Here is a 15,748-nt window from a genome sequence, read left to right on the forward strand (position 1 = left end):
CTAAGATATACTATTGAAACCTCTTTGAAGAAACTTCTTCGTGCAATGGGGTACCCTGTTCAATAAAATGGAACAGATCCCGTGAAAAATAGCATCCATTCAGAATACCACGAGCACCCATTCCATTAAAAACATACAGGTTATGCAATGTTTCATGTCTTCCAATGATTGGTCTTCTGTCTTTTACAGTAGGACGGAAGCCAAAATGTACTTCTTCCACTTCAAAATCATAGGGATAAAATTCAGAAAGCCCATTGACCAATTGAGTGACCGCTGAGTCATCAATATGATGATGAAGCTGATCTCTATCGTAAGTTCCACCATAAAAATACAGTCCGTTTCCGGTTGGAAATAAGAAATGTTTCTTTTTAATGGTGATATTTTCCTGAATCGGTTGGGAAAGTTTTACTTTTATATGATGTCCTTTGTTGGGAATCACTGCTATCTCAGAAAAGTATGGATTATCTTTCACTCCCATTCCTTCACAGAAAATGATATTCTTGAAAGAAAAATCTTTATAAACCAATTCAGAAGGGTTCAATTGAGTATAATCGAATCTTTCTTTTACTAAATGATCATTTTTTTCCAAATAACTGAATAGACCACTAAAAAAACCATTAACATTAAGCCTGGCAGACTGATTCACCTTTCCCGTCTGAAAATCGTTTTTTACCCCATTTAAGCGATCAAAATTTCTATCAAGAAAAGCTGATAATTCTTCATTCCCTGATTTTTTCAACCAAAGATTCTGTTCATTCTCATCATGAAAAATTCTGTGAATGGGAGCATTGATCAGATAGTTTTCTCCGGTATAAGATTCTATTTCTTTCAGACTAATTTTAAGGAAGTCTATTTGTTCCTGTGCTTTCCAGAATGTGGTAAATTTTTTAAGAACAACAGGATTGATAATTCCGGCTGAAATCTGTGAAGCACTTTTTCTTCCTTCAGAAAAGATCACAAAGGACTTATTGTTCTTAATTAGCTGATGAGCCAGAAAAAGTCCTGCATATCCGTCTCCTACAATAATATAATCTACATTTTTCATATGAGAAATTTCATTTATTTAAAGGTCATATATAACCGCCTATATCATTGATTATTGATTAGCAATAAGCAAAGGGCGATTTCATAATAAAAAAAACCTGAGTAAAAATACTCAGGTTTTCTATAAATATCAAGTGAAATCTAGTAATTCCACATATCATTTTCCATGTCAAGAATCTGCGATTTGATTCTATCGCTTTCTTCCAGCTGTTCATCAGCATTTTTAGGAATATAGTCTTTGATAGTACCATCTCCTAAGCCGCTTGAAGACTTATAGATAATAGAAGAGAATCTTCTTGCATTGATGATATCATCAAAAGATAGATCGGCAGAAGAATTTTTTCTATTGAAAACATAATTGTTTGCTAAAATATCACGAGCGCTTGGATAATAGATCCAGAATAAGTCGATCAATTCATCGGCACCAGCTAAAGGCTGACCGTCAGGACCAATTCTTCCAACAGATGTAGGATCTGGTCCCATAGCTGCGATACCTAGAGGTCTGTATTTCATTTGACCGTCTCTCTTATCGATGAACCACATACCCATCACTTTAAGAACTTTTACTTTATCAGTTGTAGTTCTGATGATATCTGTTAATCTTTTTTTCTCGTCTTCTGTAAGTGTTCTTCCAGAGTTAAGAATATCAATAGCTTCTTCGTCAAGTCTTATACTTTCCAATCTTTTCTGAATGGCTTCAGGTGAAAGTCTTGTCACAAAGTTTTCGTCATCATACACTTCCTTAATGTCACCTTTAAGAGCTCCATCAAGTAATAATTGATATAAAGATCTTGTAGAGCTTGAAAGAAGACCATCCGGATTGTCATAATAGAATGGCTGGTTGATCTTATCATTCATATCAATGATTTCCCAAACAAACATACTCTTGTAAATATCTTTGTCATCAACGAAACCATATTCAAGAGGCTTTACTTTATTGCTGATAACAGTATCCCCTGCTTTTCTCATAGATTCAGATCTCATTTGTCTGAATTCTTCGGGAGAAGCAGCATTCAGAATAGTTTGGGAAAATGCGAATCCCGAAACTAAAACTAAAAGGGTGCTAATATATTTTTTCATAATATGATTTTACAAATTAACCTTATTGTACATTAATAATTACAGGTGAAATTTCCTTAAGTCTCTGGTTACCCAATCCTGTAGCTGTAGCCTGAATATCATAAATCTGAACTACATCACCAGGTCTAAGGTTTCTAAGCATTCCTTCTGCTCCTGATAGTGAACTACCTTGAATCAGAGTACCTGCTTTTCCTGGAAGCTTAATAATGAAGCTATTTACAGTAAACGAAACAGGGAAGTCAAAGTCAGGTAAAGTAGCTGCTACAATCTGGTTAGGTATAGAACCTGCCGGCATGAAGTTTACAGCTTTACCTCTGATCTGACCCTGAGGTCTAGGAATATTCTTAATTCTGTATTCAAATACCTGAGAAACTGTTTTACCATATGGATCTGTTCCTGATAATGTTAACTTCACTACATTTCCTGTAGTAGGAGTTACATCCCATTTACCCGGACCTTTACCTTTCACAGTAGCTCCTGCAGCAGATAATGAAAGTTTAGAATTGTCAGCACCTAAGATTGATCCTGAAACAGGGTTCTCAAGTCCTCTATACATTACATTCATTTTATCGGCAGAAAGCAATAGTCCTTTTTCAAGTTTTACTTCTCTAGGTCCTGCGATTACATTATAAGTATGTGTCCAAGGGAAACTTTGTGGTTTACCTGAAGCGTCTGTTAATGTAATTGTACCGCCTAATTTATGTTCACCAATTCCAGAACCTGAAATTTGTGTAATACCTTTACCATTTTCAACTCTGCTTACACCAGAGATGCTGATTTTATTGCTGTTAGAATAAGTCCCTAACATTACTTTTACTTCAGCCTGTTTTCCTGCCTGGATATCAACCGGACCTGAAACAATAGGTTCATAGCTTGAGAATTTAATATTCGCATCTACTTTTTCCTGAAGTAATAGTGCCAATGCATCAGACTGTACGTTTCTGGCATCATTTTGGATAATCTCCAAGTTAGATATTGCAGCGATTAATGGCTGATGGTAAAACTTATTCTGGAACCAAGTCTTTTCATTTGGAGATGTTCCTTTAGGATATTCCGCAATAAGAGACTTGTTAGCTCTTGCTACTAAATCCTGTAACTGGGCATTGCTTCCAAAAGTAGAATTGATATAGTTTCTTACGTCATCAATTTTAGCTTTCAGATCTAATGCATTCTTCGATGGAGTGTTTTCATCTCCTTCTTTGAAGAAATATTCAGTAGTTGCTTCGTTGTTGTTAAGTGCGGCAAAGTTTTCACTTACGTCAATATCTTTTCCGTCCTTATCTTTATCGTGAAACTCAGATTGTTTTTTCAACAAATCTTTAACATCCTGAGCAGATTTCACCAACGCATCAATTTTAGTTTTCAATACTTTGTACTGAGCCCAAGGCTGTGCGTAGGTATCCGGAACTTGCTGAGCCTTAGCTTCCAACGTTCTTTCAAAGATCTTCTCGTTCTTTTTTTCTGTTAAAGTTCTTGTTTCATTCAATGCTCTGGTAGAGTCATAGTATGATCTGATGATTTCTGCATCAATATTTAGGGCCATCATCGCGATGAACACCAAATACATCAGGTTGATCATCTTCTGACGAGGGGTCTGTTTTCCTTGTGCCATTCTCTTTTCTTTGTTTTTTTGATTAAATAGTTAAATTTAGAAATGGTTAGGAATTAAGACTTCATAGCAGTTAACATACCACCATAAACTCTATTTAAGTTATTAAGATTAGAAGTTAAACCTTGTAGCTCTTGATTGAATTTCTCAGAGTGTTCTGCAGATTTCTGCATATCTGCTACATATTTGTTAGCAAATTCTGATTGTTTTTTACCGCTTTCAAGTTGCATTGCATAAAGAGCGTTCATGCTTTCCATATGCTGAGCAGCTTTATTTAATTGGTCATTATATTTATGAGTAGAAGCAGATACGTCAACAGTTTGATTGATCTGATCAACAGAGTTTGAAAATTTATCAATTCCTGTTCTTAATCTTTCAAATAATTGAACATCTAATCTAGCATCCTCAAGCATTTTGTCCAATTTGGTAGAAAGAGAATTTTCTAATTCAGCAAATTGAGCTGCAGCATTGTTATTTCTAGAAGATACATTAGAGTGTAATGGATTTGGGTTAGCATGCTTATCTAATAATTCAGGATAAACATTTTCCCAAGCATAAGACTCTTCAGATTTTGGAGGGTCAAATGCAAAAATGATAAAGATAATCGCCTCAGTAATAAGTCCCACGGTAAGAGCGATGTTACCGTTAATTGGTCCCAAGGTAATGTGAGTAATTTTAAGCCAAGCTCCAAGAATTACAATTGCAGCACCGAATGAATAAAAGAAATTCATCCAAGCATCTTTAGTCTTAAACATATTGAGTTAGTTTTTTTAATGTTAAATAAAATTGTTATTGAAAAATTGTCTGATTAATTTCTGTTAACTCTTCTTGGCTTAACAGCTGCTTCAGGAATATCCTGTACAGTTCTAAATCCGATATAGCTTCTTGCGGAATCTTTTCTTTCCCAATCTCTAGCACCTGTCATTAGTGCATATCCTATATCTTTCCAAGATCCACCTCTTACAGATTTCTTCGTATCTTTTTTATCCTTAGTAGAAGGATTTAATGTAGAAGTGAATCCAGCTGATGAATTGTTAAACGAAGATAATGTCCACTCAGAAACGTTTCCAGCCATATCAAATAACCCAAACCCATTTTTCTTAAATTTCTTAACTGGAGCTGTATATGTATAAGTACCTTTTTTCTCATCTTCCATGTAGTTACCTCTCTTCGGTTTGAAGTTAGCAAGGTAACAACCTCTGTCATCCATTAAATATGGACCACCCCAAGGGTAAGTAGCATTTTGCATTCCCCCTCTTGCAGCATATTCCCATTCAGTCTCTGTTGGAAGACGGAACACTAATGGTTTTTGTTTTTTTCTTTTTAAACTTTCGTTGTAATCAGATTTCAATTTAGATCTGAAGTTACAATAAGCCCTTGCCTGATCCCAGGTTACCCCAACAACAGGATAGTCTTTGTAAGCCTTGTGCCAGAAATACTGTTCAAACAATGGCTCATTGTAAGCAAAGTGGAAATCTTTTACCCAAACTGTAGTATCAGGATAGATCGCGATACTTTCGCTTTTCAGGTAATTAGCTCCTCTTTCGTTATCTGCAACAGCGGCATCCATATCTCCCCAACGGTAAGTATATTTAAGCTTGCTTACATCTAAAATTCTTTCGTTTCCAATTCTGGAAGAAGAAGGCAGATACAGAGATTCTAAAACTTCTGCATATTCTACATCCGGATATTTTGTTGTGCTCCAGTGCAAAGGAATTTTCCAATCTAACCTTTTGCTGGCATCATAACTTCCGTCTTCCCGGCCACCCTGGCCCTCCATATATTCTTGATAAGGTGTTAAATTTTCTTCTTTTTTAGCAAGATATGCGTAATCTCCTATTGCAGCTCCTTTACGTCCGCCTTCATCACCACCTTCTCCGGCAGCTTCGGCAAGTAAAGTTCTCGCAATAGAGTCTCTTACATAGTTGATAAATACTCTGTACTCCGAGTTGGTAGTTTCTGCTTCATCCATGAAGAAAGAAGAAACAGTAACTGTCTTCAATGCTGCTTTTTCAGGAGTATTTGTTGGATCCTGGTCTGCTAAACCAGCAACAAATGAACCTGCAGGAATTGCGACCATTCCGTATGGTCTTTCCGCAACAAATGATTTAGTTTTTTCTCTTGGTATCAATTCTCCTTTTGTTCCTGGCTTCCCCACAGAAGAGCTGCCACCACCTGAACAAGATACCGATGCTACCGACGCAGACAATAATAAAAGAAATATCCTTTTCATGTTAATTTTTATAATTAAGCCGTAAATATATAATTTTTTTAAGAAACTTTTAAGATTTTTTTTGAAATAACGGAAGAAATCTAAATTTATTTTATTTACAACAACTTTTTATTCCACGGTAACAGATTTTGCAAGGTTTCTCGGTTGATCTACGTTTGCCCCTCTATATACTGCAATATAATAAGCAAGCAGTTGCAGAGGTACGGAAGCAACGATTGGTGAGAAACATTCTGAAGTTTCAGGGATTTCAATAACATAATCTGCCATTTCACTCACCTGGCGGTCTCCTTTATTTACTACAGCGATAATTTTACCTTTTCTCGCTTTAATCTCCTGAACATTACTTACAATCTTATCATAGTGACCTTTTTTAGGTGCTATAATTACAATTGGCATATTTTCATCGATCAGGGCAATTGGACCGTGCTTCATTTCTGCAGCTGGGTATCCTTCTGCATGGATGTAAGAAATTTCTTTTAATTTTAATGCTCCCTCAAGGGCAGCCGGATAATTGTATCCTCTTCCTAAATAAAGGAAGTTTGTAGCTTTCACAAAGTCTTTTGCAATATTTTGAGTCAGCTCGTGGGTCGTATTCAGCACTTCTTCGATTTTCTTAGGAATGGCATCAAGCTCAGCAATTAAGCTCATAAATTCAGCGTTTCCTAAGTTTCCGTTGTGTTTTCCTAATTTAAATGCAATTAAAGTAAGAATAGTAAGCTGTGCAGTAAATGCTTTTGTAGAAGCAACCCCAATTTCAGGACCGGCATGTGTATATGAACCAGCATCTGTAATTCTTGCAATTGAAGAATCTACAACATTACATATACCATATATAAATGCACCTTTTTCTTTTGCCAGTTTTAAAGCAGCCATCGTATCAGCTGTTTCTCCGGACTGAGAAATTGCGATCACCACATCTTTATCAGTAATGATTGGATTTCTATATCTGAATTCTGATGCATATTCTACTTCAACAGGAATTCTTGCATATTCTTCTATCAGATATTCTCCGATAAGACCTGCATGCCATGAAGTTCCACAAGCAATAATGATGATTCTGTTGGCATTTTTGAATCTCTCCACATGATCCCAGATACCAGCCATTTTGATAACTCCTTCATCTAAAAGAAGTCTTCCCCTCATTGTATCGTGTACAGATTTAGGCTGTTCAAAGATTTCTTTAAGCATGAAATGCTCGTATCCACCTTTTTCGATCTGCTCCAGGCTCATCTTAAGCTCCTGAATTTCCGGCTCAATTTTAGAGTTTTCATTGATGGTTCTGATATCTACTCCATTTTCAAGAGAGATTGTTGCCATATGTCCTTCTTCAAGATAAATAGCTTCTTTCGTAAATTCTACGAAAGGAGAAGCATCGGATGCAATAAAGTATTCTTTATCTCCGATTCCAATTGCCAGAGGAGAACCTAATCTTCCCACTACCAATACTCCCGGATAATCTTCGTGAAGTACAGTAATTGCATACGCTCCATATACTTCATTCAATGCATATCTTACTGCAGTCGGGAAATCAGTTTCAGGATTAATATCCATAAAATACTGGAAAAGGTTTACCAATACTTCTGTATCAGTTTCTGATTTGAAAGTAAACCCTTTTTCCGTAAGCATTGTTTTAATGGTATCATAGTTTTCGATAATACCATTATGTACAACTGCTATTTTTCCATTGTTTGACAAGTGCGGATGGGAGTTTCTGTCGCTTGGAACTCCGTGGGTTGCCCAACGGGTATGTCCCATTCCAATTTTAAACTTCCCTTTTAATTCTTTCGAAATATTCACCAAATCCTCAACTTTACCTTTTGTTTTTTCTACTTCCAGCTTGTTACCTGGACTTTCTAAAACAATTCCGGCACTGTCATACCCTCTATATTCTAATCTTCTAAGACCATTAATTACAATTTCGTAAGCGTCTTGAAAACCTGTATATCCTACTATTCCGCACATATTATATTTTGTCTAGTGTATTTTGTATTTATTGTATTTATTTTTTTGTAGCGTAAGTCACCATCAGCTGGATTCTTTTTGGATTGGTATTCGTTTTATCTATACCTGTCAAAATAACTCTGTTCATATCAAATGCTCTAGTTGTATTACGAACTCCTAAAAGGGTTCCTGTAGCATTTGCTGCAAATGTTCCTGCACCAATCAATAATGGTTTATTAACTATTGGTACTTGTTCTTGCCCAACTGTTTCTGTTTTTCCTTCAACAAGATCCTTGATTGTTTTTGTTACTATAAAATCATAGTATCCTTTATCCTTGTTGTAATTGTATAAACCAAGTCCTGTTGATAAATCTGATGTATATGCTAGTTTTGAGAAATCAATCGTATTGCTAACCAATGGATTCGTTAAAAGTGTAAACTTACGATCTTCTGTTGAGTTCGTATTCTTCCAGCTTAAAGGATCTACATATACTCTTATCTTAGCACTTAAAATACCTGCTTTCTTTTCAACATAGATCTTCTTAAGGTCTGCAATTGTCTCATCCTTAATTTTCATAACTACAGAAGGACCACCCATTCCCTGAATATAAAGCTTTTCATCACCTTCGTTAGAGTTGCTTGCCGCTAAAGCATTAGCGACAGGAGTTCCGGCGTTGTTGTATTCATACAGTCCGATATGAGCATTAGAACCTCCTAGGTTGAAAACAAGATTTGTTTGTGGTCTTGTTGTTGTTCCGTTTTCTGTTTTATCATATTTATAATACATAATAAGCTGCAGGTCATTCGGAGAGAACTGGTAAAGATATTTATCCGTTTCGTCCACAGAAATCTTTATTCCTTTGAAGTATCTGATAAAGTTAGCAGCATCCTGAAGCTCAGGTTTTCCTTTTTTATCAAGAATATGAGTCTGGAAAAAGTTTGTATTGCTAAGCTTCATTCTGAATCCCAGGTTTCCTGTAAATACAACTGAGTTGTCAGATTTTTTAGTAATAGACAGGGAGTTAATGTTACCATCAAACACTCCTGATCCTAATAACTCACCAGTGCTTATACTCGTACCCGCATTGGAACGTTTGAACTTATCATCATTTGAATCTAAGAACGTAGTCACTTCGTGTACATTGATTTTCATTGATTTTGAACCACCGCCTATTTTACCGTATTTACGAACAGGGTAAGTTTTCTTCTCAATTGAAACAGCTGTAGCCACTCCATCTACTGGAAAATCACTTTTCTCAAATGTATTTGTTTTTAATGAATCGCTTTCAAAGAAATAGGTATTCGCTGCAGTATTCGCTGGTGGTCTCACTACAAGAACAACAGAGTCTACTTTTGGATTGGCACCATTAAAATCATAATTATCTACCGGCATTCTCAGCTGAGTAACGTAAGATGCTCTCTGCATTCCAAACTGGCTTTCAGTAAAAGCTCCAAGAACACCAACATATGAAGCCGCACCTGATTCATTCACTCCGCTGATTAATCTGGCAGCATCACTTCTAATTGAATCATTGTTGCTATAATTGTATGCGATAACTGGATATGCAATTTCATTACCCTGTGCTGCATCATCATTGAACAACTGTTCACCAAGAGAATCTGGATCCGGTTCACAGTTATAAAGGATTGTACTTCCGAAAATCGCCAATAAAAGCATGGCGAAGGTCCTTTTAAGATTATGAGTCATTAAAAATGTGTTTTTAATAAAGTTGATTTATAGAATCTATGTCAAGATATTCCGACTTCTCAGTAGAGGTTTCATTGAAAGCCTTATCCAGGTCTTCATCCAGAAACTCGTCACCTTTCACAACAGCATTTACATAGTTCATACTTTCGATAACAAAACTTTTAATTGTTGGGTTATCTAACGCTTTTAATCCTGAAATATTATCAAACTGTAGTTTTTCGTCGATCTTTTTATCCAGGTCTGCATCTTTCTCATTGTAAAGAGAAAGTACAATTTTTGCGTCTTTGAAATAAGTATCTGATTCGTAATAAGTTTTAAGATAAATTGGAACAAAAGAAGCCATCCATCCATTCAAATGAATTACATCAGGTACCCAATTTAATTTCTTAATGGTTTCAATAACTCCTCTGGCAAAGAAAATAGCTCTTTCGTCATTGTCTTCGAAAGGAGTTCCTTCATCGTCAAAATAGTATTGTTTTCTTTTGAAGTATTCTTCGTTATCAATAAAGTAAACTTGAAGTCTTTCCCCCGGAAGAGACGCTACTTTAATGATAAGAGGCTGGTCCAGGTCATTGATAATAATATTCATTCCTGAAAGACGGATCACCTCATGAAGTTGGAATTTTCTCTCACTTATTTGTCCAAATCTTGGCATAAAAACTCTTACATCATTGCCTTCTTGGTGCATCTTAAGTGCCATTTTGTTTACCACTGCAGCCATATTGGTATCTTCCTGATATGGATACATCTCTGTAGTAATGTACAGTATTTTTTGATTCGGCATAAACTTTCTATCTAATTTTTGTAAAAATGCTTTAATGTGCAAAATTACAAAAAAACATCCAACATTATTTTAATTAACATTTTTTTACGAAAATTCCCTTTTCCAAATTATTAAAAGTGCATATTATTATACGATATTTTTAGTATTTTTGAAATAGCATTAAAATAAACTATGGAAGTTATAAAAAACAGGAAAGTCCTTCAGGATTTTATTGAAAGACAGAAAGAAATGGGGAAAAGAATTGGCTTTGCACCTACTATGGGCGCTTTACATAAAGGCCATCTTTCTCTGTATGAAGAGGCAAGAAAAGAAAATGACCTTGTTATTTCTTCAATTTTTGTAAATCCAACCCAGTTCAACAATTCTGAAGATCTTGAAAAATACCCAAGGGATGTTAACAGAGATATTCTTATTCTTCAAACTTCAGGTCTTGTAGATGCCGTTTACATCCCTGAGGTAGCAGATATCTACCCTGAAAAAACTGAAAGCCAGCGTTATGATTTCGATGGATTGGAAAATGAGATGGAAGGAAAATCCAGACCGGGACATTTTGATGGTGTAGGAACTGTTGTAGAAGAGCTTTTCAGACAGATACAGCCTGACAATGCTTATTTTGGAGAAAAGGACTTCCAGCAACTTGCTATTATTAAAAAGATGGTAGATAAAAAGCATCTTCCCGTTAAAATATCAGGAGTTCCCATCTACAGAGCAGAAAACGGATTGGCATTAAGCTCAAGAAACCAGAGACTTCATGAAGACCGAAAAGAAGCTTCTAAAGTCATTTATGAGACTTTAAAAAAAGTAAATGACTGGTTCAGAACCGTTACAATACCGGAAATAAAGGAAAGGGTAACAGATATTTTCGACAACCAACAGGGAATGAAGCTGGAATACTTCCTGATTGCCGATGAAAACACTCTGCAGGAAACTGACTTCTTCTATAAAGACAGAAAATTCAGAGCCTTTATTGTAGTAGTTGTGGATGGTGTAAGATTAATTGACAATATGCATTTAGATTAATATTATACAAGAACGCATATTTTTTATAAGATATAAACTCTGATGGCAACGTCAGAGTTTTTTTGATCTATTGTAATAAAAACCAATCAACCCAATCATTACAGGAGAGAGGAATAACACCACTGCAAACAATAGAGTTACAATCTCTTGAACACTATTATTTTTGATTAAAAGCAATAGTAAACAAAAGAATTCAAAGCCCATCACAGCTCCTCCTCCTATGATATAACCATATGATCTGGTATCTTTAAATTTTATTTTCTCTTTATTGGATTTGATGTAAGCAACAATAACATGATATAAAAAGATTAAAAAGAATACTGCTGCGGACAATAATCCGGCAACTATCATCCATGCTAATTCCTCATCAATTATATTAATATCACTCATATTTTATGATCATTAGATTGAATACAAAAAAATCAAAGGCCTCCTGAAGGAAGCCTTTGAAACACCAAATCACAAAATATTAATATGAAAAAAATTTACTTTTCAGTAAACTTGTGACCCGGCTGGGATTCGAACCCAGGACCCATACATTAAAAGTGTATTGCTCTACCAGCTGAGCTACCGAGTCGGCCACAATTAAAATGAAATAAATTTCAATATTAATTATAATTTTTTCTTTGCAGTGCCTGCGACTGGACTCGAACCAGCACATCCTTAGGAAACCACCCCCTCAAGATGGCGTGTCTACCAATTTCACCACGCAGGCAATAAAATTACAAGTTCAGTAATTTTTATTGCTTGTGACCCGGCTGGGATTCGAACCCAGGACCCATACATTAAAAGTGTATTGCTCTACCAGCTGAGCTACCGAGTCGGTCACTTACTCATCAAGTTTTCATTTAAGTAATGTCCCTTGTTTTAAGTGGTGCAAAGATATGACTTTTTTCTTTATCTCAAAACTTTTTCGCAAATTTGTTTAAAAAAAATTCATGGTAATTTCATTGATTGGATACATGGGGAGTGGCAAATCTCACATTTCCAAAATATTAAGCGAAAAAATCGATTTTAAACTGATTGATCTCGATAAAGAGATTTCCAGAAGAAATAAATTAACCATTCCGGAAATTTTTGAAAAGAAGGGTGAGATTTACTTTAGAAAGCTGGAAAGAGAGGCCCTGGAAGAGATATTGGCTTCGGAAGAAAATGTAGTTTTAAGTCTTGGCGGAGGGACTCCTGTGTATTACAATAATATGGAGATCATCAATCATAACTCTAAAAGTGTTTTCTTAAGAAGTTCTGTGGGCACATTGGTTGAAAGGCTTTCAAAACAGAAAGAAAAAAGACCGCTGATTGCCAATATATCTGATGAAGACCTCCCGGAATTCATCGCTAAACATTTATTTGAAAGAAATCAGTTTTACAGTAAAGCACAATTTACTGTGGGTACAGATTCCAGAGAACCGGAAGACATTGTCAACGAAATAATAGAAAAGCTCTATCTCTAGAGCTTTTTTATTTTTTATGTTAATCTTCGTTTTCCTCTCCATTATCTGTCTCTCCAAAGAAATCATCCCAGTCTGTAAAATCAGAATCAACATCATTTCCCACATAGTCATCCATCTCCCTTCTATCTTTCTTCGTAGGTCTTCCTTCTCCTTTATTTCTGTAGTAGTCCTGTGACATCTTACGAAGTTTCAACAGTTCATATTGTTCTTTATCCGTCACATCCTGGATATGGAGAGGCACCAATTTAGCCCCTATTCTGCTTTTAGGAAGCTGAATTACCTTTATTTTATAATCAATCTGATTCTTACGGATTTTAATAGTATCTCCTTCTTTTACCTCTTTAGATGACTTTACGGAAGACGTTCCTATAGAAACTCTATTCTTTTTAATCTCCTCTGCTGCAATATTTCTCGTCTTATAAAAACGAATGCTCCATAAAAATTTATCTATTCTCATAATTTTTTATACTTTTGCCGTTATATTATTTGTAAAGTAATTAAAGTTTTTTGAAATGAAAAAAATATTTTTATATATCCTTGCAGGATCTTTGTGTTTTTCTGCTTGTAAGAAAGATGATGATACGTCACCCTATGTAGAACCGGAAGATATTGCTACGCAAAACACCTATGATGATCAAGCCATTAAGAAATTCATGGATGAGAATTATCTGGATGCGCAGGGTAATATAAAAACTTTCAGTTCTACGGATACTGCGGATGATAACGAAAAGAAACTATCTGAGTTGTCTCCTATAACACTTCCTTCCGGAACTATTTATATCATGAGAAGTGGAGCCCAGCCTTCACCAGCTGATGGAAAAACCATTGAAAGTACAGATATCATCAAAATCATGGGAAGAGTTTACTCTTATCTGGCCGTTAATTCTGATGGAAATACTTCATTTCAAGCAAAAGCTGCTTTTTTAAATACCATTGACGGAACTGGTATCCCTGTTATTGACCCTATGTTTTATTACACAAAGAAATCAATATTAGACCCTGTTACTACCCCTGACGCTGCAAAAAAAGCAAGTTATTATCAAATCCCTGGTTTCAGAGAAGCTTTACAAAAGTTCAAAGCATTCAATAATCCTTCTAGTGAGGCTCCTTATAACTTACAGGGAGTGATTATCGTTCCTTCAAGAGCTGCTTTTGCCAGAAACCCCCATTATCCGTACTTGAATACTTCTTACAGAAATAAATCTTTTGTATTCAACTTTCAGATTTATGGAAGGGAGGACAGACCAAGTGGTGAGAAACAAACACCAGAACAACAACAATAAAAGTAATCACATAATAAAAAACACCGTCTCAATAGCGGTGTTTTTTTATGTAATATTTTACGATCATCTTGCCTTCTGCTTCACATTTCCTAAGATATCAGGGAAATAAAGATCTGCAAGGTGGTCAAATTCATCTCCTCTCATAAACATGGTAGCATCTACTTCTTCGTAAGAACTTCTTCCTGCTGCGGCAATCAGCTCATTGCAGGTATGAAGCGTGTTTTTATGGAAATGATATACTCTTTCTGCCTTATCCGTCACATCAAGCCCTTTAATAAGCATTTTATCCTGGGTAGCAACTCCTGTAGGACAGTTGTTTGTATTACATCTCAACGCCTGAATACATCCCAGAGAGAACATAAATCCTCTTGCATTGTTACACATATCCGCACCCATCGAAATTGCTCTCAGGATATCCAGACTGGTAAGAACTTTTCCGCTGGCAATCACTCTTAGTTTGTGTCTTACATTATAGTTATTAAGTGTTCTGTTGACAAATATCAAAGCTGGTTCCAATGGCATACCTACTCCATCCGAGAATTCTGGCGGAGCAGCTCCAGTTCCTCCTTCCGCTCCGTCAATGGTAATAAAGTCCGGATAAATTTTCAGAACATTCATTTGCACGCAGATATCTTCAAATTCTTTGGTATCTCCTATACAAAGTTTAAATCCTACAGGTTTTCCTCCTGAAAGTTCTCTCAGCTGCTGTACAAACCTCAGCAATCCGGCTGCATCAGAGAATGAGGTGTGTGATGGTGGTGAAATAACGGTCATTCCTGGTGTTACGTGACGAATCGCTGCAATTTCCGGAGTATTTTTTACACCGGGAAGAACTCCTCCATGTCCTGGTTTTGCCCCTTGTGATAATTTAATTTCCACCATTTTAACATTAGGAAGTGTCGCATATTTTTCAAAAAGCTCCGGATTGAACTTTCCTTCTTCATCACGACATCCAAAGTATCCTGTTCCGATCTGCCAGCATAGGTCACCTCCTTCCATATGGTGGGGTGAAATTCCTCCTTCTCCTGTATTGTGATAAAAATTTCCTTTTTTGGCCCCTCTGTTCAGGGAGATCTGAGCTCTGTCACTCAATGCTCCGAAACTCATGGCTGAGATATTAAATAATGAGGCGTGGTAAGGCTGTGTACATTGTTCTCCTCCTACCCATACTCTCGGAAGCTCTTCTGACGGTGATTTTGCATAAATAGAATGCTTGATCCCTTCATATTTTCTGTGATTAACTTCCAGCTGTGTACCGAAAGCTACGGTATCACTTAAATTTTTTGCACGTCTGTATACTGCAGAACGCTGATTTCTTGGAAACGGCTTCCCATCTGTCTCCCTTTCAATAAAATATTGCTGCATTTCAGGTGAAATACTCTCGAAAAAATACCTGAAGTATCCCAATACGGGAAAGTTCCTCAAAATAGCATGTTTCGATTGGTAAGCATTGTATACACCTAATGCATAAATTGCGGATAACAGTGTTGGTATCCAATAATGCGCTCTGATCAGCAGTGCTATAATCCATATAGCAGCTACTAATACAATTCCCCAAGATAAAAACTTATCTCTCATGAATGTAGTATTTA

General features: G+C 36.0%; 14 protein-coding genes and 3 tRNA genes. 3 read left to right on the forward strand and 14 right to left on the reverse strand.

Going from position 1 to position 15,748, the window contains the following annotated elements:
* Positions 1-10 precede the first annotated feature (10 nt).
* From ACPF63_RS16975 to ACPF63_RS17010, 8 genes are all read right to left on the reverse strand, one after another.
* Positions 11-1,045, reverse strand: a complete 1,035-nt coding sequence (locus tag ACPF63_RS16975) for an NAD(P)/FAD-dependent oxidoreductase (protein ID WP_426480700.1) — start codon at positions 1,043-1,045, stop codon at positions 11-13.
* A 140-nt stretch (positions 1,046-1,185) separates the two neighbouring features.
* Complete coding sequence (gene gldN, locus ACPF63_RS16980; RefSeq protein WP_047382413.1) at positions 1,186-2,124, reverse strand: gliding motility protein GldN; 939 nt, start codon at positions 2,122-2,124, stop codon at positions 1,186-1,188.
* 22 nt (positions 2,125-2,146) lie between these two features.
* Positions 2,147-3,736, reverse strand: a complete 1,590-nt coding sequence (locus ACPF63_RS16985; protein ID WP_426480701.1) for a GldM family protein — start codon at positions 3,734-3,736, stop codon at positions 2,147-2,149.
* 53 nt (positions 3,737-3,789) lie between these two features.
* Complete coding sequence (gene gldL / locus ACPF63_RS16990) at positions 3,790-4,488, reverse strand: gliding motility protein GldL (RefSeq protein WP_047382408.1); 699 nt, start codon at positions 4,486-4,488, stop codon at positions 3,790-3,792.
* Positions 4,489-4,541: 53 nt separating this feature from the next.
* Positions 4,542-5,966 carry a gliding motility lipoprotein GldK gene (gene gldK, locus ACPF63_RS16995; protein ID WP_047382406.1) on the reverse strand — a complete coding sequence of 475 codons (1,425 nt, stop codon included), beginning with the start codon at positions 5,964-5,966 and terminating at the stop codon, positions 4,542-4,544.
* Between the two features lie 108 nt (positions 5,967-6,074).
* A complete protein-coding gene (gene glmS, locus ACPF63_RS17000; RefSeq protein ID WP_426480702.1) occupies positions 6,075-7,928 on the reverse strand; it encodes a glutamine--fructose-6-phosphate transaminase (isomerizing) in 1,854 nt (617 codons plus the stop codon).
* 37 nt (positions 7,929-7,965) lie between these two features.
* The gene (locus ACPF63_RS17005) at positions 7,966-9,615 is read right to left on the reverse strand and encodes a DUF4270 family protein (RefSeq protein ID WP_426480703.1); all 1,650 of its coding nucleotides are present in this window, start codon (positions 9,613-9,615) and stop codon (positions 7,966-7,968) included.
* Positions 9,616-9,628: 13 nt separating this feature from the next.
* Complete coding sequence (locus ACPF63_RS17010) at positions 9,629-10,399, reverse strand: glycogen/starch synthase (RefSeq protein WP_180565211.1); 771 nt, start codon at positions 10,397-10,399, stop codon at positions 9,629-9,631.
* Positions 10,400-10,570: 171 nt separating this feature from the next.
* Here ACPF63_RS17010 and panC point away from each other — a divergent pair, with 171 nt between their 5' ends.
* Positions 10,571-11,419, forward strand: a complete 849-nt coding sequence (gene panC, locus ACPF63_RS17015; RefSeq protein ID WP_309434121.1) for a pantoate--beta-alanine ligase — start codon at positions 10,571-10,573, stop codon at positions 11,417-11,419.
* A gap of 51 nt (positions 11,420-11,470) precedes the next feature.
* Here panC and ACPF63_RS17020 read toward each other — a convergent pair whose 3' ends face one another.
* The 4 genes from ACPF63_RS17020 to ACPF63_RS17035 form a co-directional block, all read right to left on the reverse strand.
* Complete coding sequence (locus tag ACPF63_RS17020) at positions 11,471-11,809, reverse strand: hypothetical protein (RefSeq protein ID WP_426480704.1); 339 nt, start codon at positions 11,807-11,809, stop codon at positions 11,471-11,473.
* 114 nt (positions 11,810-11,923) lie between these two features.
* Positions 11,924-11,996, reverse strand: a tRNA-Lys gene (locus tag ACPF63_RS17025).
* 55 nt (positions 11,997-12,051) lie between these two features.
* Positions 12,052-12,134 (reverse strand) — tRNA-Leu (locus ACPF63_RS17030).
* Positions 12,135-12,169: 35 nt separating this feature from the next.
* Positions 12,170-12,242: transfer RNA gene (locus ACPF63_RS17035), tRNA-Lys, on the reverse strand.
* A gap of 115 nt (positions 12,243-12,357) precedes the next feature.
* Here ACPF63_RS17035 and ACPF63_RS17040 point away from each other — a divergent pair.
* The gene (locus ACPF63_RS17040; protein WP_047377852.1) at positions 12,358-12,873 is read left to right on the forward strand and encodes a shikimate kinase; all 516 of its coding nucleotides are present in this window, start codon (positions 12,358-12,360) and stop codon (positions 12,871-12,873) included.
* Between the two features lie 19 nt (positions 12,874-12,892).
* Here the strand turns inward: ACPF63_RS17040 and ACPF63_RS17045 are convergent, their stop codons facing one another.
* Complete coding sequence (locus ACPF63_RS17045; RefSeq protein WP_426480705.1) at positions 12,893-13,330, reverse strand: RNA-binding S4 domain-containing protein; 438 nt, start codon at positions 13,328-13,330, stop codon at positions 12,893-12,895.
* Between the two features lie 55 nt (positions 13,331-13,385).
* Here ACPF63_RS17045 and ACPF63_RS17050 point away from each other — a divergent pair, with 55 nt between their 5' ends.
* Positions 13,386-14,156 carry a hypothetical protein gene (locus tag ACPF63_RS17050; RefSeq protein ID WP_426480706.1) on the forward strand — a complete coding sequence of 257 codons (771 nt, stop codon included), beginning with the start codon at positions 13,386-13,388 and terminating at the stop codon, positions 14,154-14,156.
* Between the two features lie 63 nt (positions 14,157-14,219).
* On the opposite strand, the gene ACPF63_RS17055 is transcribed toward ACPF63_RS17050, so the two are convergent.
* Positions 14,220-15,734 (reverse strand): FMN-binding glutamate synthase family protein, encoded by a 1,515-nt coding sequence (locus ACPF63_RS17055; protein ID WP_180565207.1) that lies wholly within the window; start codon positions 15,732-15,734, stop codon positions 14,220-14,222.
* Between the last annotated feature and the right edge of the window lie 14 nt (positions 15,735-15,748).

The organism is Chryseobacterium sp. R2ACT005, assembly GCF_049949215.1.
GTDB lineage: Bacteria > Bacteroidota > Bacteroidia > Flavobacteriales > Weeksellaceae > Chryseobacterium.

Excerpts from the sequence above, each read along its gene's own strand:
- gldN (WP_047382413.1), bottom strand. The coding sequence starts at position 2,124 with ATGAAAAAATATATTAGCACCCTTTTAGTTTTAGTTTCGGGATTCGCA.
- panC (WP_309434121.1), top strand. The coding sequence starts at position 10,571 with ATGGAAGTTATAAAAAACAGGAAAGTCCTTCAGGATTTTATTGAAAGA.
- ACPF63_RS17055 (WP_180565207.1), bottom strand. The coding sequence starts at position 15,734 with ATGAGAGATAAGTTTTTATCTTGGGGAATTGTATTAGTAGCTGCTATA.
- gldL (WP_047382408.1), bottom strand. The coding sequence starts at position 4,488 with ATGTTTAAGACTAAAGATGCTTGGATGAATTTCTTTTATTCATTCGGT.
- ACPF63_RS16975 (WP_426480700.1), bottom strand. The coding sequence starts at position 1,045 with ATGAAAAATGTAGATTATATTATTGTAGGAGACGGATATGCAGGACTT.
- ACPF63_RS16985 (WP_426480701.1), bottom strand. The coding sequence starts at position 3,736 with ATGGCACAAGGAAAACAGACCCCTCGTCAGAAGATGATCAACCTGATG.
- gldK (WP_047382406.1), bottom strand. The coding sequence starts at position 5,966 with ATGAAAAGGATATTTCTTTTATTATTGTCTGCGTCGGTAGCATCGGTA.
- glmS (WP_426480702.1), bottom strand. The coding sequence starts at position 7,928 with ATGTGCGGAATAGTAGGATATACAGGTTTTCAAGACGCTTACGAAATT.
- ACPF63_RS17040 (WP_047377852.1), top strand. The coding sequence starts at position 12,358 with ATGGTAATTTCATTGATTGGATACATGGGGAGTGGCAAATCTCACATT.
- ACPF63_RS17010 (WP_180565211.1), bottom strand. The coding sequence starts at position 10,399 with ATGCCGAATCAAAAAATACTGTACATTACTACAGAGATGTATCCATAT.
- ACPF63_RS17045 (WP_426480705.1), bottom strand. The coding sequence starts at position 13,330 with ATGAGAATAGATAAATTTTTATGGAGCATTCGTTTTTATAAGACGAGA.
- ACPF63_RS17020 (WP_426480704.1), bottom strand. The coding sequence starts at position 11,809 with ATGAGTGATATTAATATAATTGATGAGGAATTAGCATGGATGATAGTT.
- ACPF63_RS17050 (WP_426480706.1), top strand. The coding sequence starts at position 13,386 with ATGAAAAAAATATTTTTATATATCCTTGCAGGATCTTTGTGTTTTTCT.
- ACPF63_RS17005 (WP_426480703.1), bottom strand. The coding sequence starts at position 9,615 with ATGACTCATAATCTTAAAAGGACCTTCGCCATGCTTTTATTGGCGATT.